Annotated in this window: 16 protein-coding genes; 14 read left to right on the top strand and 2 right to left on the bottom strand. The window is 42.9% G+C overall.

Translation table 11 applies throughout. The features are described 5' to 3' along the window. Window positions 1-990: 990 nt before the first annotated feature. From ACK4EX_RS10265 to ACK4EX_RS10250, 4 genes are all read left to right on the top strand, one after another. Entirely contained in the window at window positions 991-1,710 is a 720-nt protein-coding gene (locus ACK4EX_RS10265; protein WP_409772452.1) for an MgtC/SapB family protein, read from the top strand. Between the two features lie 29 nt (window positions 1,711-1,739). Further along, window positions 1,740-3,110: a magnesium transporter gene (gene mgtE / locus ACK4EX_RS10260; protein WP_409772451.1), complete on the top strand. Its 1,371-nt coding sequence runs from the start codon at window positions 1,740-1,742 to the stop codon at window positions 3,108-3,110. Window positions 3,111-3,146: 36 nt separating this feature from the next. Beyond that, window positions 3,147-4,607 (top strand): Omp85 family outer membrane protein, encoded by a 1,461-nt coding sequence (gene omp85, locus ACK4EX_RS10255; RefSeq protein WP_409772449.1) that lies wholly within the window; start codon window positions 3,147-3,149, stop codon window positions 4,605-4,607. Window positions 4,608-4,983: 376 nt separating this feature from the next. Continuing rightward, window positions 4,984-5,403, top strand: a complete 420-nt coding sequence (locus ACK4EX_RS10250; protein ID WP_409772447.1) for a nucleoside-diphosphate kinase — start codon at window positions 4,984-4,986, stop codon at window positions 5,401-5,403. Window positions 5,404-5,459: 56 nt separating this feature from the next. Here the strand turns inward: ACK4EX_RS10250 and ACK4EX_RS10245 are convergent, their stop codons facing one another. Further along, window positions 5,460-6,020 carry a thioredoxin family protein gene (locus tag ACK4EX_RS10245; protein ID WP_409772445.1) on the bottom strand — a complete coding sequence of 187 codons (561 nt, stop codon included), beginning with the start codon at window positions 6,018-6,020 and terminating at the stop codon, window positions 5,460-5,462. Between the two features lie 61 nt (window positions 6,021-6,081). On the opposite strand from ACK4EX_RS10245, the gene ACK4EX_RS10240 reads away from it, so the two are divergent. From ACK4EX_RS10240 to ftcD, 10 genes are all read left to right on the top strand, one after another. Further along, on the top strand, window positions 6,082-7,221 hold the full coding sequence (locus tag ACK4EX_RS10240) for an OmpA family protein (protein WP_409772443.1): 1,140 nt from the start codon (window positions 6,082-6,084) through the stop codon (window positions 7,219-7,221). A gap of 124 nt (window positions 7,222-7,345) precedes the next feature. After that, the gene (locus ACK4EX_RS10235; RefSeq protein WP_409772440.1) at window positions 7,346-10,243 is read left to right on the top strand and encodes a glycoside hydrolase family 3 N-terminal domain-containing protein; all 2,898 of its coding nucleotides are present in this window, start codon (window positions 7,346-7,348) and stop codon (window positions 10,241-10,243) included. Between the two features lie 257 nt (window positions 10,244-10,500). Further along, window positions 10,501-10,998, top strand: a complete 498-nt coding sequence (locus ACK4EX_RS10230; protein WP_409772437.1) for a MarR family winged helix-turn-helix transcriptional regulator — start codon at window positions 10,501-10,503, stop codon at window positions 10,996-10,998. A 16-nt stretch (window positions 10,999-11,014) separates the two neighbouring features. Next, entirely contained in the window at window positions 11,015-12,067 is a 1,053-nt protein-coding gene (locus ACK4EX_RS10225; RefSeq protein ID WP_409772436.1) for an efflux RND transporter periplasmic adaptor subunit, read from the top strand. Between the two features lie 8 nt (window positions 12,068-12,075). Then, window positions 12,076-15,147: an efflux RND transporter permease subunit gene (locus tag ACK4EX_RS10220; protein ID WP_409772434.1), complete on the top strand. Its 3,072-nt coding sequence runs from the start codon at window positions 12,076-12,078 to the stop codon at window positions 15,145-15,147. After that, window positions 15,134-16,453, top strand: coding sequence for a TolC family protein (locus ACK4EX_RS10215; RefSeq protein WP_409772432.1), 1,320 nt, complete (start codon window positions 15,134-15,136; stop codon window positions 16,451-16,453). Before ACK4EX_RS10220 ends, ACK4EX_RS10215 begins: the two co-directional genes overlap by 14 nt. A 28-nt stretch (window positions 16,454-16,481) precedes the next feature. Continuing rightward, the gene (locus ACK4EX_RS10210) at window positions 16,482-17,582 is read left to right on the top strand and encodes a glycosyltransferase family 4 protein (RefSeq protein ID WP_409772429.1); all 1,101 of its coding nucleotides are present in this window, start codon (window positions 16,482-16,484) and stop codon (window positions 17,580-17,582) included. A 113-nt stretch (window positions 17,583-17,695) separates the two neighbouring features. Then, on the top strand, window positions 17,696-18,937 hold the full coding sequence (hutI, locus tag ACK4EX_RS10205) for an imidazolonepropionase (RefSeq protein WP_409772426.1): 1,242 nt from the start codon (window positions 17,696-17,698) through the stop codon (window positions 18,935-18,937). Beyond that, entirely contained in the window at window positions 18,921-19,988 is a 1,068-nt protein-coding gene (locus tag ACK4EX_RS10200; RefSeq protein ID WP_409772424.1) for a formimidoylglutamase, read from the top strand. The genes hutI and ACK4EX_RS10200 overlap by 17 nt, the downstream gene beginning before the upstream one ends. A gap of 6 nt (window positions 19,989-19,994) precedes the next feature. Beyond that, entirely contained in the window at window positions 19,995-21,041 is a 1,047-nt protein-coding gene (ftcD, locus tag ACK4EX_RS10195; RefSeq protein ID WP_409772422.1) for a glutamate formimidoyltransferase, read from the top strand. A 47-nt stretch (window positions 21,042-21,088) separates the two neighbouring features. Here the strand turns inward: ftcD and pheT are convergent, their stop codons facing one another. Then, window positions 21,089-23,512, bottom strand: a complete 2,424-nt coding sequence (gene pheT, locus ACK4EX_RS10190; protein ID WP_409772420.1) for a phenylalanine--tRNA ligase subunit beta — start codon at window positions 23,510-23,512, stop codon at window positions 21,089-21,091. Window positions 23,513-23,606: the final 94 nt, after the last annotated feature.

Below are 23,606 nucleotides of genomic sequence, written 5' to 3'. Positions count from 1 at the left end.
GCAGACACTCTGTCGTCTGCACCACCAAAACAAGGATTAAGACCTTTTCTTTATAAATTTTTTCGCCACATCAGGCAGCTCCCGCCATGTATCTTTCCATGAATGCCTGCGAACGCAGTGAGCAGTTGCATGAATGACTGCAGACATTCTGTCGTCTGCACCACTAATACAGAGATTTTAATGCTCCGCCTGCTTCTCAATCAGGTTTTTTTAATAATTGCATGGTTTTTCAGCTATTTAATACCTTTAATAATAGCTCTCCGTATCACTCAATCTTTTAATCAGAATTACTAATTGTCAGTAGCAATTTTCCACAAGCATAGCCAAAGAAATTAAACCTTAAATCTACCCAACCTTAAAACAATTGCTTTACTCATCGTCATCTAACTGAGTGCTGCCTACTATGCCTAACTGCTCAAAACAAAAAGTGAAATCATCTGCGAATACGGGATGGATTTTACATCAGGTGTCACTGATGAGGGATATTCATATTTTGCTTACGAAAATTTAATGAAAACGAATGCCAGTGGACTTTACAATCAGATTTAAGTATTTGGTTTTAAAAGAATAGCCAATAAAGACATCTGTTTAGTAGTAATGATTTTTGAGCCGTTCAGTGAAATTAACAACAACATCAAAATCCCCGACAAGCAATTCGTAAAAATAGGTGAATTGAAATGGAAAGATTATGTCACAAATATTGTGTACAGCATTGAAATAAATGAGGATTTGTGTGTAATAATTAGTATGTTTGGACTTATAAAATCAAGTGGATTTTTTTAGGAGAAATTGCATTAAAAACTATCTTTTTTTAGTTGAAAATTGTTGATCAAAAAACAAGAATAGTTTGATTTCTAACTTCTAATAGATTTCTAATAGTTTTCTAATCGTTTTCTAACAGCTTGAGGTGCAAAGGTCTGGTACTTTTGCGGGCAAATTTCACAATCGACGGAAATTCAACCTTTTGTCTAACTTCCAAATCGAAGAGCGATGACTGTCTGGATTTTTATTACCCGTCTGCTTACGGCAGTTTTGCTGGGAGCCTTGATCGGTTTGGAGCGTCAGTGGCGCCAGAAAAGTGCAGGCCTGCGCACCAATACGCTTGTATCAGCAGGTTCAGCTGCTTTCACGCTGATTTCGATAGCCATTACTTCGTCAAACAACAATGTTTACATGGGCGATGCTACGCGCATCATTGGCCAGATCGTGACTGGTATTGGCTTCCTGGGTGGTGGAGTGATTTTACGAGATGGATTGAATGTACAAGGTCTTAATACCGCTGCTACCATTTGGTGTTCGGCAGCGGTAGGGGCTTTAGCTGGTACAGGCCTATATCTCTATGCTGTCATTACAGCCCTCACCATTGCGCTCACACATATTGTATTCAGGCCGATTGGCCATTGGATAAATCGCTACCCTACTCAAAAAGAAGATTCAGGTATTTTTCAATACACGATTTATATCAAATGCAAAGAGCACGTCGAAAACATCGTGCGCGTACGTATTGTGAACTTCATTAAAAAGGACAGTCACTTACAATTGCGTTCCCTTAAGAGTGCTGATGCCAGCCCGAGCATGGCAGCCATCGAAGCACAGATCGTGGCTAATGGAAATCACCATAATGACATCGAGCAGCTCGCCGGCCAGCTCACCCTTGAGTACGGAGTGACTGAGGTGGAATGGAAAACAGATTCGATAAACGAAGCCTAGATCGTTATCATCCTTAAAAACTTTGTCTGATGGATTTAAAAACTTTGGTAAAAGATTTTGAAAAGATTGATCAAATCATCGAACTCATCCCCATGCTCAAAAAAATGCCGGTTGTAGAGGTAGCAGAAATACTCGATCAGGTGGATGAGAGTTACCTGCTGAGCATACTCGATTACTTTACCCTAACGCAGCAGGGGCTGATAGTATCAGAATTCAACATTGTAAAGCAAATCGATCTTTTTAAAACCACCTCGCGCAAGCGCTTTGCCGATATTTTTGAGCACATGCCCTCTGATTCTCGGGCTGATCTATTCCAGCACCTCACTCAGCAAGAGCAAGCCGAACTCCTACCCTACCTCAGCAAAAAGACGCGCGAAGACGTTATTCACCTCTCAGCCTATCCGCCTGAAACGGCGGGGGGCATCATGAGCACCGACTTTGCCACTGTACATGCTGATATGACATGCGCCGAAGCTATTGACAAGATTCGTCTCGATGCCCCCTCAAAAAAAACCATCTACTACTGCTATGTGGTGGACGATGAGATGAAACTCATCGGCTTCATTACACTCAAAGACCTAATCATGGCCACACCACATACATTGGTACAAGATGCGATGCATACCGAATTTGTATTCGGCCGTGTGACAGACGACCGTGAGGAGATTGCTGCCAAAATCGAAAAATACGATCTTGTGGCACTGCCCATCATCAACCACAAAGATCAACTGGTGGGAATCGTTACTCATGAGGAGGCCATCGACATCATACGCGCCGAGCATACTGAAGACATGCAGAAATTTATGGGAATAGTAGAGGCTAACAAAGAATTTGACTACCTAGGAACCAGCAGTTGGGAGCATTTCAAACGTAGGGCAGTATGGGTCATTTCTTTGGCTGCACTAGGAATTGTATCGGGCATGATCATCCACAGCTACGAAAACGCCATTGAAAAGCTCCTAATCCTGGCGCTCTACATGCCAATGGTGGCCGATACTGGCGGAAACGCCGGCAGCCAGGCTGCTACTGTAGTAGTTAGAGCTTTAGCTTTAGGACAACTTACCTTCAAAGACTGGCTGAAAGTCATTTGGAAGGAAACCAAAGTATCTACCTTATTGGCCATTTGTCTAGGAGTTTTGGCTTTTGCCAAAGTACTTTTCCTCAGCTGGGAGACCGAGATACCCTCTCAATATTCGTTGTCCGTCATTGCATTCGTTATCTCCCTTGCTCTTTCGTTACAAGTTATCTCAGCTACCATAATTGGAGCAGCACTTCCACTGGTAGTTCGAAGATTTGGAGGCGACCCGGCCGTAGCAGCCAGTCCGGCTATAACCACTGTAGTTGATATTACCGGTTTACTCATCTACTTTGGAGTGGCCACAGCCTTTTTCCACCTTTAATCAAATAGAAACCAAGTAACAATAAACCAAAATCCAATGAAACTTAAGTACCTCTTTTTAATTTTAACATTTTATAGCTTTACAACCATAGCACAACAAGTCACTGTAACTGAGCCAACTGAAGATCGCTTGCCGTTTTACATTGATCCGAGCAAGAGAATACCAGATTCAGAGCTCGAAGACAAGAAAGAAGGCTTTTTTATGACTGGTGTACCGCGCTTTGAGTTCGATCCCATTCGCGGCTTTGGAATCGGCGGTAACGCATTTTTATTTTGGAACAATACGAAAGACGATCCCTTTTTCGAATACACACCTTATCGCCATAGATTAAATGCCGAATTTTTCATCTTTCAAAACGGCCGCGTTCGCTATGCACTCAATTACGATGCACCTTATTTATTTAATTCTAAGTGGCGTATGCGTGCCGACATGGTCGTGTGGGAAGATCCCAACGCCCAATACTGGGGTATAGGCCGCGACTTCATTAAACCTCTAACTTTTCGAGACAAGCGCACCGGTCAGCTGCGCGAATTCCGCAATGTGAACGACTACGAAGAAAACCTGGAGCTCGCTGAGCTAGGCAGCGATGGCAACTACTACACCGACATCAACTATAACAGCATGATTCAGCGCGAGCGACTCTACAACATCCTGGGCGAACGTGTGTTAATTGGCGGTAAGCTGCGCCTAATGTTTGGTTATGAAGCCCTCTTCACATCTTTTTCCTCCTACCAAGGCGAACGCTTCAAAGTACCCACCGCCGATGGACAAACAGTTGAAGCTACTCACAACCCTACCCTAATCGATAAGCAAATAGCCGATGGCACCTGGCAGCGCTTCAATCTAACTGGCTTTACCGGCGACGAAACCTACCGCTTCACTTCTATGATCGCATGGGCAGTTATTTACGATACCCGCGACTTTGAGCCCGACCCCTCTAAGGGAATCTTTTTGCAGTACTCCCACGAGTATTCTGACCGCTGGTTTGGCTCTTATTTCAGCTTTAATAAATTTATGCTACAGGCACAGTACATCTCCACACTGCATCGCTGGCGTCGCGATAAGAATCGAATTACCTTCGCCGGTCTAGCCGCCTTTGGCCACATATTTGGCAGCCGCATCAATTTCATCGAAATGTGGGATCTCAGCTCCCAGGCCGAGGCCGGCGGCATACTCGTGCTCGGCGGTGGACGCTCCATCCGGGGATTTCGCGAAGCTCGGTTTTTGGCACCTACCGTTACCTTGGTCAATCTCGAGCTGCGCACCCGCTTCTACGATTTTACCATTGGTAAACAGCATTTCTCCCTTGGCCTCACTCCCTTTTACGATTTCGGGTCAGTTTTCGATTCGCCTCGCCAGCTTAGCTTTCAGAAGTGGGTCGGTGCCCCGGGCATTGGTGGTCGCATCAATTGGAATCAATCCACTATCTTGAGACTCGACTACGGCATTAGCCGCGAAGGTAGCCAGTTCTTTTTCGGCTTCGGACACATTTTTTAAAGTATTATCCGTCTACTTTCATAGCCCGAGTCTATAAATGGCACGGGCTTTTTTTGTTTATACCCTATAACTTCTAAAAAAGAGCCAGCGATTCTTTTTCTCTTGAACAGGCTCCAGCAGCTTTTAAAAACTTTAACCAAAACTAAGAATAAAGATTTACAAGAATTTAGCTTTAAATTTTTACGTTTGGATTATTGCTCACATTACATCCCTTTGTGCATCCTAAAGCTGTAGAAAGAGGAGGAAGTGGAAATAATAAATTAGTACCTCTTTACTCTGCAGGTATCAGTTTTTACGTATTTATAACACATTAAGTCCATCTCAATCGCTCTCCTCAGATAAACACGTGTATACTTTTGCCCGAAAATCAATTGAAATGAAAGGAAATATCACATTTACAATGATTAAGCCAGATGCTGTGGCCGATGGCAATACTGGTGCTATTCTCAGTAGAATTGAAGGAGCGGGTTTCCGTATTGTGGCTATAAAAAAAACCATGCTCTCAAAAGCCGATGCCGAAAAATTCTACGCTATCCATCGCGAACGCCCCTTCTTTGGCGAACTTGTTGAATACATGACATCTGGCCCTATCGTAGCAGCCATACTTGAGAAAGAAAATGCCGTAGACGACTTTAGAAAATTGATCGGCGCAACCGATCCGGCTAAGGCAGAAGAAGGCACCATCCGCAAAATGTTTGCAAAAAGCATTGCTGCAAACGCTATTCACGGCAGCGACAGTGACGAAAACGCCCAAATCGAAGCAAATTTTTTCTTCTCTGTTCGGGAAAGATATTAATTCACTAATCAAACTTCATAAAAACAACAAAGCCGCCTCATAAGGCGGCTTTTATTTTAGTTCCATTCCGGTTTAAAGTCCTTCATAAAATCTTCAAAACTCTTGCTCAGATACGCTTTAGAGCCAAAGTATTTTAAAATGGGCTCAATGTGTTGAGGAGTCAGAAATCCCTGAATTGGCTGCACCAGATGTCTGAGCTCTGAATCCATATAAGCTGTAGTTGGGTATGCCAATCCCCCACCCTGTACTGCGAAGTAACCCGCAAATGGATGTGTGGAATTGCGTGAATAGGCACGAGAGGGATCGTAATTTTCATTAATATACATCTTCCCTTGGAAGACAATGGTGTCATTTCCCTCAGCATTAAACTTTACGGGATAAAAATGTTTGTTAAGATACTCTGCTACCCTTGCATCGCCAAAGGTCTGAGCATCGAGCATCTTGCATGGCCCACACCAGTTGGTGTACACATCTACAAATATGGGCTTTTGTTGTTTTTTTTGCAGCTTTTGCACTTCGCTGAACTTGTACCACTGCACTTTTGTTTGTGCCTGAAGGCTGACAGCGGAAATCAGAAAGAGGAAAATGGTCAGATTTTTGAAAAGTCGGTAGTGCATTTTCGTTTATTTTGCAGAGATTTTACTAAAATTATACCACAAATAAAAGTCACAGCGATTAATGATTCTTCGAAAACTAGTCACATTTTTTCTCTTGTTTTTATTTCTAAAGTCAATTCAAGGGCAAAATGTTGAAATAAGAGAATTTGAAATTTATTTCATTTACGACTCAGATAAACTCACCCGCGAAGCTCGCAATCACATTGACGAGTGGCTCTTTGGCAAAGATCGTCTTCGACTCGTGGCTGTAGAACTAATTGGACACTGCGACTCTCTGGGAAACGACGAGTACAATCTCGACCTTTCGCGCCGGAGAGCTGAAAACACGCGTCTTTACCTTCTTAGCAAGGGATTTGAGCTCAACGATATCACCATTAAATATTACGGCCGCACCAAACCCAAATACAGCAACGCCACAGAAGAAGGTAAAGCCAAAAATCGCCGTTGTGAAATCATCGCTGAGTTTGTGGATGCATCACCCATCAAGACGGAAGAAAGAATAGCCGATCTCCCCTTTGAGACAGGACAAAAGTATGTATTGCCTAATCTGCACTTTATCGCCAATCAAATTGTGCCTCATTGGTATTCACTTGACGTAATGAATGAACTTCTGCTCGTTCTTCTACAGCGGTGTGGAATAAGAACGGAAATTCAAGGGCATGTGTGTTGTAACAACGACCATCGTCTTTCTGAAGCACGTGCTCGTTACATCACCCAGTTTTTGATAACTAACGGTGTCGATCCTCAGAGACTTCAATACAAAGGATTTGGCAATCGACGACCAGCAGAGAAGGAAATCAACGAAGAAACACGAATGAAAAACCGCAGAATAGAGGCTCTTATCCTATACGACAGTGGCGAACAAATAAAAGTCACCAATTTTAAACCCGTGACCGAGTGGACTTTTGAATTGCCTGATATTCGCTTTTTCCCGGCAAAAAACAATATGCCTCCCGCCTCTCGTTTCAATCTAAAACTCATAGCCGCTGACATCGAAAAAAGCAAATCGCTTCAGTACACTTTTTACATAAAAGCCGATAACGAAACACTTATGCGCCAACGAATAGCGTTTATAGAAAAAGAACTTTCGGCTGAAATATCCTCCAAACAAAAATTTCAAGTGCTGCCCTGGGAAGATATACCTATCAATAAATTTCATATTTTTCCAGATATGTATTTGGTAATTAAGAAAATAAAGTAATCCAAAATAGTTAACAATTGCATATCTGCATTAAATCTGCCCTATTGATATCTTTTTGAAAACCTGAGCAATAGTTCTGCATTTTCTTAGTTTTTTTGATTATCGCCTGGGTAATGTGCCGATCATGAAGAAAACACTTGCACTCCTAATTTTTTCCACGCAGTTGCTCTTAGCCCAGCAGCCGAAAGCTGTTTTTTGGTATGAAGATCAACGCTGGGCTGATAGCGTACTAAAAACCATGACACTGGAGCAAAAAATCGGTCAGCTCTACATGGTAGCCGCCTACAGCAATCGCGATGACAAACACTTGCGCGAACTAAAAAACCTCGTTGAAAAATACCATATCGGCGGACTAATCTTCTTTCAAGGCGCTCCTGTAAAGCAGGCTGAAATGACAAACACCCTGCAGTCGGTGGCCAAAATTCCTCTGATGATCGCAATGGATGCCGAATGGGGACCTGCCATGCGCTTGAAAACGTTAGAAAATCTCCCTTGGGCAATGACAATTGGTGCTACAGCCGATACCCTGATGGCTTTCGAAGTGGGTCGTGAAATCGCCCGTCAGTGCCGACGGTTGGGAGTGCATATCAATTTTGGTCCCGTCGTAGATATCAATACAAATCCCAAAAATCCCATTATCAATGCGCGATCTTTTGGCGAAGATCCTGACCTGGTCGGCCGAATGGCAAAAGCCTATGCCAACGGGCAACAGAGGCTTCGCGTATTAGCATGCGCCAAACACTTCCCTGGGCATGGAGATACAAAAGATGATTCACACCTTACCTTGCCTACCGTAGATCACTCACTACAGAGACTTCAACAAATCGAGCTCAAACCTTTTAAAGTTCTCTTTGATGCAGGAGTAGGCTCAGTAATGGTAGCGCATTTGAATGTTACATCTTTAGATGACTCAGGTACACCTTCTTCGCTTTCAGAAAAAATCAGCTCTGATTTGCTTGTAAAAGAGTTGAAATTCGACGGCCTAATCTTTACAGATGCTCTCAATATGAAAGGAGCATCTAGCTACAAAGGGAAAGAACACATCGATGTACTGGCAATAGCTGCAGGAGCCGACGTAGTACTCATGTCTGAAGATGTTCCTGGAGGCATCACTGCAATCAAAAAAGCCCTTGATAGCGGAAAAATTACCTTTGAGCAACTCGATCGGAAAGTTTTAAAAATTCTTCAAGCCAAATATTGGATGGGACTTCATCAACTCAAACCCATTCAAACCGATCAATTAGAAAAAGACCTCACTACAAATGAAACCGAAAACATACGTTTTCGAATTGCTGAAAAATCACTAACCCTTTTAGTAAACAAGGAGCGCGCGCTCCCAATTCTACCACCATACCCAAAATCTGTAATGGCGGTCAGTCTAGGAAAAGCCGATTCCCTTCTACTTCACCTTCTGAATATTTACGTACCAACCACACACCTCGAATTTGACAGCACCCGAATGCTGGAGATTTTAAACAATCTTTGGCAACACGATTACTTATTCATCATTGCCTCACCTGTAAGCAACTCGCCCTGGGTGCGATTTCGCTATTCAGAAAGCCTGAAAAAATTGATTAACCTTGCCAGTCTGCAAACCAAAGTAGTACTTCTGCATCTTGGCAACCCTTATGACTTAATGAATGTTGAAGAAATACGCTACACGGCTGCAACAGTAGTAAGCTACCAGAACTACAGAGAAACGAGCTTAGCCGTTGTAAACACCTTGTTTGGACACAGTTCCTTCCAAGGGCAGCTGCCTGTGAGTATACTACCCAATTTTCCCGCAGGTTACGGCATAAAAACTCCATCGTTTCCAGTTCTTGGCTTTGCTACGCCTAATCTTGCCGGGTTTAATCAACAAATTCTATTAAATATAGACAAAATCGCTCAAGATGGGATAGCTCTTGGTGCCTATCCCGGTTGTCAAATTCTTGTGGCGCGTAATGGCAAGGTGGTATATCACAAAGCCTTTGGAAAACAGACATATGCAGCCGGATCTTCTACCGTGCAGTTGCATCATCTCTATGATCTCGCATCGATCACTAAAATTGCCGCTGCTGTTCCTGCACTCATGTACCTGGTAGAGACCGGAAAACTCGACCTCGAAGGCAGTATCGGACAATATTATCCACCGGCCAGAGGAACCAATAAAGAAAATCTGATATTGCGCGACATCTTGACTCACAGAGCCGGTTTACAGGCCTGGATCCCTTTTTATCAATCAACCGTCACAAAAACAGGTTATAAAACAGGCATTTACTCCAGAACGCAATCTCTTGAGTATCCATATCAGGTAGCAGATAGCCTCTATATTCATAAGAATTATAGAGATACCATCAGAAAACGTATACTAGAATCGCCCCTGGGGGAATATGGCAAATATGTTTACAGTGATTTGGGGTATTATATGCTAAAAGATATAATTGAAAATCAATTAAATCAACCCTTTGATCAGTGGCTTTATACTAATATTTACTCAAAGATAGGAGCTAATACACTGATATTCAATCCACTTAAAAAGTTCTCCAGGAGCGAAATTGCACCAACAGAGAACGATCAAACCTTTAGAAATCAACTTGTTCATGGATATGTGCACGATCAGGGAGCAGCAATGCTCGGTGGTATCAGCGGCCACGCCGGCCTTTTTGGCAATGCTTTTGACCTTGCTAAACTGATGCAACTGTATGTGAACTACGGGCGTTATGCACAATCACAAATTTTTGATTCGCTGGTTATTTCAGAATTTATTCGCTGCCAATTTTGCGCTGAAGGAAATAGACGTGGCATCGGATTCGACAAGCCACAGCTCTCAGGGCAAGGGCCTACCTGTGGATGCCTTTCGTTCGAAAGTTTTGGTCACACTGGCTTTACAGGTACCCTAGCATGGGCTGATCCATCGGAAAAAATTGTATACATCTTCCTCTCAAATCGCGTACATCCAGATGCTTCAAATGAAAAACTGCTAAAAAATGCCTATCGCACACGCATTCAGCAAGTTATTTACGACGCCTTAGTAAAGTAAAACAACAATTATCACAAGAATTATTTCACTTTTTACTTTTAAAAAAATGTAGGATTACTTCTTAAAATTCATTGTGTTTAAAAGCATGAGTTTGCTGTAAAACCTGTAACTGTAAATTTTAACACTTTGATAATATTTTTAACAAATTGAAATCCAACCCTGGTATTAATTAATTGTTTTATTTGTATCAACATTCATTTAATTTTGCATCATTAATATCGAAACTAATTTAGTAATAAACTCTAAATCCCAAAACTATGAAAATCGATCCAAATCAGCCGCTGGCAATATATTTTGCCTACCTTACCAAACAATACATAGGCGCAGTTTCCAAAAAACTTAAGAATCTCGAAATCGATAGATATTATTACACCTTACTCACCATTCACGATCATCAACCAGAAATTACCCAGCAGCAACTCGCTGATAAATTACAAACCGATAAAGTAACTACTTTCAGAGTGGTTGATCACTTCTGCAAGGTGGGTTATGTGCGCAGAGAGGTTAATCCTGAAGACCGCCGTTCCATGTATTTATACCTTACTCCTAAAGGTATGAAAGTAATTCCTGAGATAAAAAAAGCGTACACGGCTTTAAACAATATCTGCTTAGAAGGTATAGACGAGAGCGAGAGAGAGATCTTTTTCAAAGTGCTCGGCAAAATGATTGAAAACATCGAAAGAGAACCAAAAGTTTCTATTAAAATCAACTACAAACAGGAAAAAACCCGCAAAAAGCTGGATTATGCGAGGTAATATGTGGGTTTATAATATGAAAATTCAGTTTACTTACCCTTTAATGGGTGTTTTGCTGATCTCATCAGGATGTGAAAACTCAAGTAAACAAAAAACAACAGTTAATAAACCCATCATTCAGGTTGATTACTTCATTGCAGCCTCTTTAAAAGCAGAAGAAACCTTTGTGACAAATGCTGAGGTTTTGCCTTTTGAGTGGGTCGATATCACGGCTGAAGTGGCTGCTAAAGTTCAGTCTATTCACTTTGATGAGGGAAAAGCCGTGAAAAAGGGAGACGTATTGGTAAAGCTCGATGCAGAGGAGGCCTTAGCACGTATGCAATCGCTTGAGGCCCAGGTAGAATTGGCTGAAAAAAACTTCAATCGCACCGAAACATTATATAAACAAGGAGGTGTTTCTGCTGAAGAATACGAAACAGCAAAGAGTAGATACCAACAATTAAAAGCTGATCTATCTGCAGCCCGTGCAATAGTAAATAAACACATTATCAAAGCGCCCTTCGATGGGATCACTGGTGTGAGAAATTTTAGTCCAGGTACTTTTGTCAATCCTCAGCAAGTGCTTGTAAAACTCTGGCAAACCAATCTTCTGAAGGTTGAAATCGACCTGCCCGAGCGCTACAGCGGGTATGTAAGCCCTGGAGATGCGGTCGAGATTAGAAGTCAGTTTCATCCTGAAGGGTTAATTGCAAAAGTTTATGCGATAGAACCGGTAATTGACAAAACACTTAGATCAAGTAAGGTGAGAGCTAAAATCGCCAATAGCGACCAAAAGCTGATACCCGGTACATTTGTAAAAGCCACACTAAAACTACAAAACAAAGGAAATGCACTTAAGATTCCGGCCGAATGCATCGTGCCTCAGCTCGGAAAATTGATTGTGTACACCATCGACAGTGGCTTGGTGAAGCCGAAACCCGTGGAAATTAGTCAACGAAACCCCGTATTTGTAGAAGTAGTCGATGGCCTTCAGCCGGGTGATACAGTAATTGCTTCCGGACTTCAGCAAATCAAACCGGGCATTCCAGTAATTCCTTCAAAACCGGTTTCTCTTCAAATTGCCCTGTAAGTGCATCCATGAGTAAAAAGTCTAAGTCATTAGCCTCTATTAGTATTGATAGACCGGTATTGGCCACTGTTATGTCGCTGGTCATCATTCTGTTTGGGGCAATCAGTTATATCTTTTTAGGAGTGCGGGAGTTGCCCTCGGTAGATCCGCCAGTTGTAACTGTTACTACAAATTATCCCGGTGCCAATGCCGAGGTTATAGAATCTCAAATTACTGACCCGCTCGAAGAATCCATCAACGGAATTTCTGGCATCAAGTCCATCACATCGACCAGTAGCGACGGACGCAGTACTATAAGTGTAGAGTTTGACCTAGATGTGTCGCTGGAGGATGCGGCAAATGATGTGCGCGACCGTGTTTCGCGCGCCATACGGCGTTTGCCAGCCGACTGCGATCCTCCAGTAGTGGTAAAATCAGATGCGAACGCCGATCCGGTGATATCAATAACTGTTCAAAGCGATCAGCGTAACTTACTGGAGCTCACAGATATAGGGATCAATATCTTCAAGGAGCGCCTTCAGAACATTCCAGGAGTTAGTGAGATCAACATTTGGGGCGAGAAGCGCTACTCGATGAAGTTGATACTCGATCCGCTCAAAATGGCCTATTACAACCTTACGCCTCAGGACATTCAGCAGGCATTAAACCGCGAAAATGTGGAGATACCGGCTGGACGAGTCGAAGGATTTCGCACTGAATTGTCAGTAAAAACTCTTGGCCGCCTGTCTTCGGTTGAAGATTTCAATAATCTTATAATTGCTGAAAGAAACAGTCGCATCATACGTCTCAGCGATATCGGGGTGGCAGAGCTCCGACCTGAAAACGAGCGCTCGCTCTTGCGCGGCAACGGAGGTCAGCCCATGATTGGAGTGGCCATCACTCCTCAACCCGGTGTAAACGTGATAGAGCTGGCTGACAGGGTTTATGAAAAAGTAGAAAAAATTAAGAAAGAGCTACCTCACGACCTCGTCCTTGGTATTGCACTCGACAGTACAGTGCCGGTGCGAAAAGCCATAGAAGAGGTGCAAAACACTATCATCATCGCCTTTCTGTTGGTGGTTTTAATCATTTATCTCTTTTTGCGCAACTGGCGCACTACCCTGATTCCCATTATTGCAATTCCCATTTCCCTTGTGGGTACATTTTTCGTCATTTACATTTTCGATTACACAATTAATATCCTCACGCTTTTGGGTATCGTACTCGCTACCGGTCTGGTGGTGGACGACGCCATTGTAATGATGGAAAACATCTATTCAAAAATCGAAAAAGGAGTTAAACCTCTCAAAGCAGCCCACAAAGGAGCTGCAGAAATTTTCTTTGCCATTTTATCTACTACCGTTACACTGGTAGCTGTATTTATGCCTATAGTTTTTCTTCAAGGCTTAACCGGTAAACTGTTTCGAGAATTTGCCATCGTTGTATCAGGAGCTGTAATTATTTCCACCTTTGTATCGCTTACCCTTACCCCTATGCTAAGCGCTCGACTGCTGAAAAAGCGGCAAAATGAGACCGCCTTTTTCAAAAAGTCTGAGGCTTTTTTCTTAATGCTCAATCGACGGTATCAGTATTTGCTTTCGAAATTTCTCGATAAACCGGCCATTTCAATTTCAGCTGTGGCGGCCACGGTAGTCATCACCATTTTGGCTGGCCGAAAAGTGCCAACTGAACTCGCTCCGCTCGAAGACAAAAGCCGACTGCGCATAGTAGCTACTGCACCGGAGGGCACTTCGTACGAAGCTATGTTTGACTACATGACGGAATTAATTGAGCTGACTGATACTTTGCCCGAAAAGGAACATTTACTCTGTGTGACTTCCCCGGGATTCGGAGCCTCCGTTTCAGTAAATACTGGTTTTGTACGCTTAATGCTCAAGGACCCCAAAGAGCGTAAAAAAAGCCAGCAACAGCTGGCAGATGAAATAAGTGCCATGTTGCAGAAGTACAACTTTTCTCGTGCTTTTGTGGCACAAGACCAAACCATTGGAGGCAACAGATTTACCAACCTTCCCGTACAGTTTGTTATACAAGCCCCAAATTTTGAAAAGCTTAAGGAGGCGTTGCCAATATTCCTGGAAAGGGCCAATGCTTCAGGCAAGTTTCAGTTTGTAGATGTCAATCTGAAGTTCAACAAGCCCGAGATGAACATTACCATCAATCGAGAGCGGGCAGCTACCCTCGGCATCTCAGTAGCCGATGTGGCACAGAGCCTTCAACTTATGTTCACCGGGCAGCGTTTTGGTTATTTTTTAATGAACAACAAACAATACCAAGTTATAGGTCAGGCAGATAGACTCTACCGCGACGAACCATCGGATTTTGAAAAAGTTTTTGTGAGAAATAAAAAGGGTGAATTAATACCTCTTTCAAATGTGATCGAATACCGCGAAAATGCAGCTCCACCTATTTTATACAGATACAATCGATATGTCTCAGCCACAGTATCAGCCAACCCAGCCAAAGGTATATCACTCGGCCAGGGCATAGATGAGATGAAACGCATTAGCCGCGAAGTGCTCGACGAAACGTTTTCATATTCACTTGCAGGGCCTTCAAAAGAATTCGAAGACTCCAGCGGCAGTTTAAATTTTGCCTTCATTTTTGCCCTACTGCTCGTTTATCTGGTTTTGGCTGCTCAGTTTGAAAGTTTTAGAGATCCGCTGATTATTATGCTCACTGTACCCCTGGCGCTCGCCGGAGCAGTGCTGTCACTGTATCTTACAGGTCATACCTTGAACATTTTCAGCCAAATTGGCATCATCGTATTGATAGGTATCGTAACAAAAAACGGTATTCTGATCGTGGAGTTTGCCAATCAGAAGCGCGAAGAAGGTGTACCGCTGAAGCGCGCTGTGCTCGAGGCCTCTGTTCAGCGTATGCGCCCGATCTTAATGACTTCGCTTGCTACCATTTTAGGTGCTGTGCCAATTGCCTTTGCCCTTGGTGGAGGGGCTACATCGCGTGTGCCCATGGGCATTGTTGTGATCGGAGGCTTATTTTTCTCTCTCTTACTTACCTTGTTCATCATCCCTTCTCTCTACCTCATTCTCACCCGACGCAATAAACATGAAACTGCTTAGATACCATTCGCTTTTAGTTTTTTTCTTGCTTTTTAAAAGCGCTTCAGGACAAGACAGTTTACTTAATTCCTTGATTAACAAGGCACTTTCGCACCATCCAACCATTCAGATTGCTCGTAACTCCTTAAAAATTGCTGATTTACAGAACTCAATAGGTCAGTCGGGCATGCTGCCAAGACTTGATGTCAGTTCGGGTGCTAATCAAAGTATTCAAAATACGGAATTAGAATTCTTTTCTGGCCAAAAAAATTCAGCCAATAATGCGAGAAGTCTAGGATTTTCAGCCAATGTACGTTTAGAGTGGATGATTTTCGACGGATTGAGAATGTTTGCCCTTAAGAATGAATTGAAACTGCAGGAATTAATTGCCCAAAACGATGTAAAAGAAGCGGTTGAATCTGTACTTTTTGATCTGATTACCACCTATTATTCTATTGCTGTACAGCAAAGCATTTTAAACCATACCGAAAATAACCTGAAAATCAGTCAAAACCGACGGGATTTAGCATTAGCCAAATACACTTCCGGAAAAATATCTTCTTTCGAATACCTGCAAGCGCTGCGAGATTTTAATCAGGATAGCTCGGTTTTTTTAAATGAAATACTTGTCTTAAATCGCTTAAAAGCCAGATTAGAACGCTTGACAGGTGATAAAATTACCTCAGAAAGCTTTGTAAACATTCCTTTGCCCGAAATCGAAATTCCTTCTAAAGAAGATTGGATCACTAAACTCAAAACTCAAAACACAGCCTTGCAGAGCATGCGTCTGAGAAAACTCATATCTGAATCGAGGCAGAAAGAACAGTTAGCTGATTTTTTACCACATTTAGGCATTTTTGGCGAGTACAACTTAAATAGACAGCAAAACGAAATAGGCGTATTAAAGTCGTTGGCCTCTAATGGCACGAACGCAGGATTGATGCTTCGATGGAATTTGTTTAATGGCATGGTAGATCGCAATCGACGCAATATGGCTATCTTAGAAAGTGAAAATGCCGAATTACAAGCGAAAAACTTTGAACTTGAACTTATTGAACTCTTTGAAAACACCTATCATCAGCTTACAGCGAATTATACTATTTACCAACTTGAGCTTAAAAATCAGCAAACAGTCGAGGATCAAACTTCTATAGCCGAAACACAATACCGCTCTGGTAAAATCAGTGACCTTGAATTTCGCAATGCCCAAACATCGCTGCTCAGCGCTAGAGTTCGAAAAGAAGAAGCATATCTGAGCAGCTTGCTTTCGTACCTGCACATGATGTTGATTACGGGGCAATTATCAGCCTACAACACCTTAAATTAATGGCTGAAAGCAGTCGTATCATTGCAACATGATACTTGCCTTCGATGCCAAGCGCGCCTTTCAAAACACCACAGGGCTGGGATCATATGCGCGCAATCACCTCGCAATGGTTGCAGCTATTGAGGATGTTAGAAAAATCATTGCCCTTACTCCTAAAGTAAACATCCAAGACCACCGGTTACATAATCCGAAAATTCAAATACTAAAACCAAAGCATTTTTGGCAGTTAATGCCCTCATTGTGGAGGCGCACTCGTTTGGGACGAATAGCTGAACAACACAAAGCCCAGATTTTTCACGGTCTGTCGGCTGAATTGCCGAATGATATTGGACTTTTTTCAGGTAAAAAGGTTGTGACTGTACACGATGTGCTGTTTAAAACGCGGCCCTGGGAATACTCAGCATTCGACCGAAAAATGCATGACTATAAATTGCAAAAAGCCATCGAGATTGCCGATAAAATAGTGTGCATCAGTCATCAAACTTTAAACGAACTTTCGATTTATTACCAAGTTGATTTAGCCAGGTGTGGAGTAATCTATCAACCCGTTCACCCGGATTTTTATAATGCAGAAACCTATAAAGAGCTCATTAATCCGCCTTTTAAAAAGTTTATTCTGTCAGTTGGCACAATAGAGCCGCGTAAAAATACCCTTGCCCTGCTCAAAGCCGTTGAACACTTAAATCTTCCTTTAGTTTTAATTGGACGTGTAAAAAAATCATATAGCAACAGCGTATTCCCCATTATTGAAAGGCTAATTAAAAAACAACTTCTATACAGAGCTTCGCCAAAAGATTCAAAGGAACTGGCTGCGTGGTATCATCATGCGTTTGTTGTTGTATATCCATCTGTCGCAGAGGGTTTCGGATTGCCGCCCCTTGAGGCAGCAGCTGCCGGTAGAGTCTGCATTACAGGTCATTCGCCATGTTTAATCGAAGCCTCGGGATTACCTGAGCTCCAAACAACGGGCAATTGGGTGGATTTAGCCAACATGATCCAGGCGCTTTGGAATGACCCCCAGCAAATCGACCAACTTTCGCAAAAAGCCAGAAAACACGCTGATAATCTTCGCCTAGAAAATATCAAAGAAATCTGGCGGTCTCTCTATTCATCTCTACTTCAGCGCTAAAGATGGGCTTTCAAGGCAAAATTCCCTTTCTAAATGCCTTTAAAAGAGAATTAGTAAATGCTTGATATGCCAATTGAAAATCGTGGATAATTTCGCCTGTAAATTCAGATACGATGGCCATCTATTATTTGACAAACGTTCGAAAAATTTACGGAATATCAGATGGCATCAATAGCCCACTGAAGGGCAAGGAATTAAATACTCTCGCATCTCTTGAAAACGCATACTTGAAAATAGAAGACGACATTATTGCTGATTTTGGGTCAATGGAAAAATTGCCATCCATGGAGCCGGGAGCTCGTGTGGTCGATTGTCAAGGCAGAAGTATAATGCCGGGGTATTGCGATAGTCATACCCACATCGTTTTCGCTAAGTCACGTCACGAAGAGTTTGTCGATAAAATAAAGGGGCTTACCTACGAACAAATTGCTGCCAAAGGCGGAGGAATTATCAATTCTGCCCTGGCCCTGCGCGAAATGGACGAATCTGAACTGCTCGATGGAGCTCTGATGCGGCTCGAATCGATGGTAAAAACAGGTACTGTGGCCGTTGAGATTAAAAGTGGCTACGGACTCGATCTGGCCTCAGAGCTCAAAATGCTAACCGTTATAAGACGACTGAGAGAGCTATCGGACGTTACGATCAAATCCACATTTCTTGGTGCACATGCAGTACCGCCCGAATTTAAAGGCAATCAACCGGGTTATGTAAATTATATCATTGAAGAAATGCTCCCCGTAATTGCTGACAGCGGCCTTGCAGATTATGTGGATGTATTTTGCGATAAAGGATTTTTCACTGTAGATGAAACTGCAAGAATCCTTGAAGCAGCTGACAAATTCGGCTTAAAAGCAAAAATTCACGCCAATGAGCTCGACTTCTCTGGAGGTGTGCAGGTAGGGGTAGCCCACCAGGCAGTAAGTGTAGATCATTTAGAGCGCGCTGGAAGTGAAGAATTTGATCTTCTCTCCAAGAGCAACACCATCGCCACTTTATTGCCGGGCACAGCATTCTTTTTAGGACTCCCCTACCCTGATGCAAAGGGTATGATTGAGAAAAACGTGGCCGTAGCACTTGCCTCTGATTTCAATCCAGGTAGTTGTCCTTCGGGCAACATGAATTTCGTTATAGCCTTGGCTTGTATAAAAATGAAAATGCTGCCAGAAGAAGCGCTTGCTGCTGCCACGCTGAATGGCGCTTATGCTATGGAAATAGGTAATACCCATGGCAGCATAGAACGCGGCAAAACAGCTTCTTTTTTAATCACCGGATTCATTGACGACCTAAGTCAAATACCTTATTATTTTTCAAGCAATCTCATTTATAAAACCATACTCAATGGAAAAGTGGACTGATGCAGCTGTAATGGAACGCCTCACCTATGTGAGCGATGAGGTCATCTCGGCACAACTCATCCGAAGGGCCGGTGAAACGCGTATTGGTCAAGTATGCTTAGTACCTCAAAACGAAAATGATTTTTATGAAATTTTACAAAACGAGCAAATAAAGTACATCGTACTCGGAATACCCGAAGACATTGGCATTCGAGCAAATTTCGGTCGTCCGGGAGCCGAAAGTGCATGGAGATATTTCTTACCTGCATTATTAAACATGCAGAGCAATCAACTCTTCAACGGCCGAAATATTGCTATAGCCGGAGCACTGAATCTGAATGACCTGATGTCAGCAGCTTCAGCACTTTCACCTCATTCGGAAGCAGATCTTCAAAAATTGCGAGAGCTTACAGCAGAAATTGACCCTATTGTAGCAGAGCTTGTAGAACTAATCGCTTCGCATGGAAAAATCCTCATTGCCATAGGTGGTGGTCACAACAATGCTTATCCGATTATTAAAGGTTTTTCAAATGCTATTTCAAAACCTATTGCCGTTATGAATTTTGATATGCACGCTGATCTCAGAGCTATGGAAGGACGACATTCAGGCAACGGTTTCAGCTACGCTGTAGAAGAACGATTGATCAAGTACTACCACATTTTTGGTCTCCAAACGGAGTTTAACAACGACCACATCTTTCAAACAATTTTGTCTAACGAAGCCATTACCTATACCTCATACGACGATTTACTCTCAGTGAAGCGCAGTGAATGGCTAAACATGATGGATCGAGCCTTAGAAAATTTTAGTATAGAGCCTTGTGGCTTAGAAGTGGATCTCGATGCAGTAACCGGCTACCCTACCAGCGCTTACAATCCCTGTGGATTTTCCCCCGAAATGATGCGCTCCCTGATCAAAAAAGCTGCTTCGCTCTTGCAAATCAAATACTTGCATTTATCTGAAGCTGCCCCTGAACTCGCTGCAACGCCCATCGAAAAAATGGCTGCAGGAAAATTTCTGGCGCAAATTGTTCTCGACGTGATTAAAAGCATTGAAATAAAACAAAGCTGAATTTGGATGACCACACCCCTTGTAGAATGCGTACCCAATGTAAGTGAAGGCCGCAACCACGAAATCATTCAGGCAATAGCTGATGCTATTACATCAGTACCAGGCGTCATGTTGCTAAATATCGACAGCGGCATATCGGCCAATCGAACTGTTTACACCTTTATGGCTCCGCTTGATGCTGTTTTTGAAGCTGCCTATCGCATGTATGTAAAAGCCTTCGAGTTGATCGATATGTCAAAACACAAGGGTTCTCATCCGCGTATTGGTGCTGTAGATGTGTGTCCCTTTGTGGCTTGGCAGGGAATTACTGATGCAGAACTAATTCCACGTGTGGCCGAATTTGCTCATAAAGTGGGAAATGACTTGGGTATTGCGGGCTATTTTTATGAAAAAAACGCTCGCAACAACATGCGCTCTAACCTTGCTAACATTCGCAAAGGTGAATACGAAGGCCTGAAAGAAAAACTTAAACAACGCGACTGGAGACCCGACTTCGGTAGTGTAAGTCCGGAGAATATATCAAAATTTGGCGTCACGGTAATAGGTACGCGAGGCATTTTGGTAGCATTCAATGTAAACCTGCTTGACAAGGACGATAAAATAGCCAACGAAATCGCTTATGAAATACGCGAACTTGGCAAAATCGTCCCTGCCCCGGGTGGAGGTTATGTAAGAGTGCCCGGCCTGCTGAAAAGCGTAAAAGCCATCGGTTGGTACATACCAGAGTTCAATCTATCCCAAGTATCCTTTAACCTGGTAGATATCAAAGTAAATGGAATGGGTGAGGTATATATGCTCACCGAAACTTTAGCTCGCCGTCACGGCATAGAATTAAAAGGATCGGAACTCGTTGGCATGGTTCCATTGGCAGAAATCCTGCGTAGTGCCCGTTACATGCTCGAGAGAAAATTTGTTCGAAACATCAATGAATACACCGAAGAGATGCTCGTGCAAAAAGCCATTGAGCTCATGGGTTTAGATAAAGTAAAACCCTTTATCCCCGATGAACACATTATTGAGTATAAAATGAAAAGGGTTATGCAAAGTGCATAATCCTTATGTATTTCGAATTTTATTCAAAAACCCCCTTTTTCTCTTGCTTATCTCAACATTGCTCCACACTCTGCTTGTAGCACCCCCAGGATGCGCTGCATGATTTGCTCTATTTCCGGGTCGTTAAGTGTCTTCTCGTCGTGGCGCAGTGTAAAACGCATGGCATATGACTTCTTGCCTTCGGGTAAATTTTTACCCTCGTACACATCGAAAAGGGTAATGTCGCGCAATTCTTTTATGTTAAGTTTTAATACAGCCTGTTCCAATGCTTGATAGGTAGTTGTCCGATCGATTACAAGAGCCAAATCCCGAACAACTTCAGGGAATTTGGGCAATGGTGTGAAGGTTGTTTTTATTTGCCCAGCGGCACTAAGCAGCGCATTCCAGTTGATCTCCGAATAGTAAACAGGTTGCTCGATGTCAAATTTTTTCAAAATCGAGCCGGAAACAGCTAATAGAATGAGAATGTGTTTACCGTCTTTTTTTATTGTGATACCCTCACCTTCATCGGATTGATAGTGTCTTTTATCTACTTTATGAAGTTTAAAGTACTGCAAAATAGCCTCCACGTCGTTGAGTAAATGATAAAAAGTGGCTTTTTTCTCAGTTTCAAGCCAAGTATCCGACCAATATGAGCCTGTAAGGACCAAAGCTAAAAACTCATCTTCTGCGTAGCGATCGTTCAACTTTTTGTAGGTTTTGCCAAATTCAAAAAGCCTTAAATCGGGTATTTGACGATTAATATTAAAGCGAATGTTTTCGAGCAATCCAAACAGCATCGTACCGCGCAGTACAGCTAATTCATTGCTCAGCGGATTTATTAGCTCTATGAGCTGTGCTTTATTTGCTTCGTTGTAAGGCTCAGCTGAGGTCAGGGAGTTGTTCATCGTTTCGCTATATCCTCTCGAGACCAGTAGTTTCGAAACATCTGCCTTTTTCGAAACTTTGGTGTGGTCAGGGCCAGGCTGATGCCATGCGAATTTGATTTTACGCGGAGGCTCCACGTTATCAAGTCCATAAATGCGCAGGATTTCTTCCACTACATCGGCTTCGCGTTGTACATCTACCCGATACGAAGGTACTTCAAGTCGTAGGGTGTCCTCAATTTCTGCTAAGATTTTGATTTCCAATGAAGCAAGGATAGATTTGATGTCTCCGTTGGTAATGTCTTTCTTGCCAATGAACCTCCGGATGCGCTGCAAGTTGGCATCTACCATGTGTGGGGTAATTGGAGCTGGGTATTCATCGTGAATGTTCATAGAAATCTCTCCCCCGGCTACTTCGCGAATGAGATTAGCTGCACGTTTCAGCGCATAAATGGTCATTTCGGGATCCACACCTCTTTCATAGCGGTAAGAGGCATCAGTCTGCAAACCATGTCTTCTTGCTGAACGGCGGATATGAACTGTGTCAAACACCGCAGATTCCAAAAACACATTTGTAGTCTGCTCATTTACACCAGAATACAAACCGCCATAAATTCCCGCCAAAACCAGTGGTTTTTCAGCATCGCAGATCATGAGGTCTTCGGCTGAGAGCGTTCTCTCTACGCCGTCGAGAGTAATGAATTTTTCCCCTTCTTCAGCTTTTCGCACGACGATTTTTCTGCCGGCAATACGGTCGGCGTCGAAGGCGTGTAGCGGATGCCCGCATTCGTGTAACACAAAGTTGGTGACATCCACCACGTTGTTTATCGGATTCAATCCTATAGATTTTAATCTTTTTTGAAGCCATTCGGGCGACGGCCCAACCTTAACACCCGTGATACTTACACCAGCATAGCGCTTACATGCTCTACGATCAGCGATTTCAATGTCAATGGTCAGCTGTGTATTGCTCACTTTAAAGCCCGCAACAGAGGGCAGACTTAATTCAACCTTTTTCTTTCGATGAGCAAGAGCTGCAAACAAGTCGCGCGCCACTCCGTAATGGCTCATCGCATCAGCTCGATTTGGAGTAAGGCCAATTTCGAGAATGTAATCAGCATCGGATGCGATATACTTGGCCAGTGGAGCTCCCAACTCATATGATTCGTCGAGAACCATAATTCCTGAATGATCAGCGCTGATGCCTAATTCATCCTCCGCGCAAATCATTCCCTCGCTGATTTCACCGCGTATTTTGCCTTTTTTAATTTTAATTACCTCGCCACCGTAGGTTCGCAGGGTAGCTCCATGAAGAGCTACAGGTATTTTCTGGCCTTCAGCCACATTTGGTGCTCCACATACGATCTGCAGCAATTGTCCATCGCCAGTATCTACCTGACAAAGAGTTAGTTTATCGGCATTAGGGTGCTTTTGTGCAGAAACTACAAATCCCACTACCACCTTATCGTCGATCTCCGGTCCTCTTCCCAGTGGAGTCACAGCCTCGCATTCTAAACCTATTTCTGTAAGTAATTCACCAACTTCATTTACAGTTAAACCTTTTAAATCAATGTATTCTTTAAGCCAATTATAGGAAATTTTCATTTGTCAGGTTTCAATAAGTTGGGCAAAAATACTGGTTCTTAACGCGTGTTTATGCTAAACAATTCTTTTAATAAACCCAAAACGCCTTGGGAGC

Source organism: Thermaurantimonas sp. (assembly GCF_046299575.1).
Lineage (GTDB): Bacteria > Bacteroidota > Bacteroidia > Flavobacteriales > Schleiferiaceae > Thermaurantimonas.
Note: the sequence above shows the minus strand (reverse complement) of the source record. Positions and strands in the feature narration are given on the sequence as shown.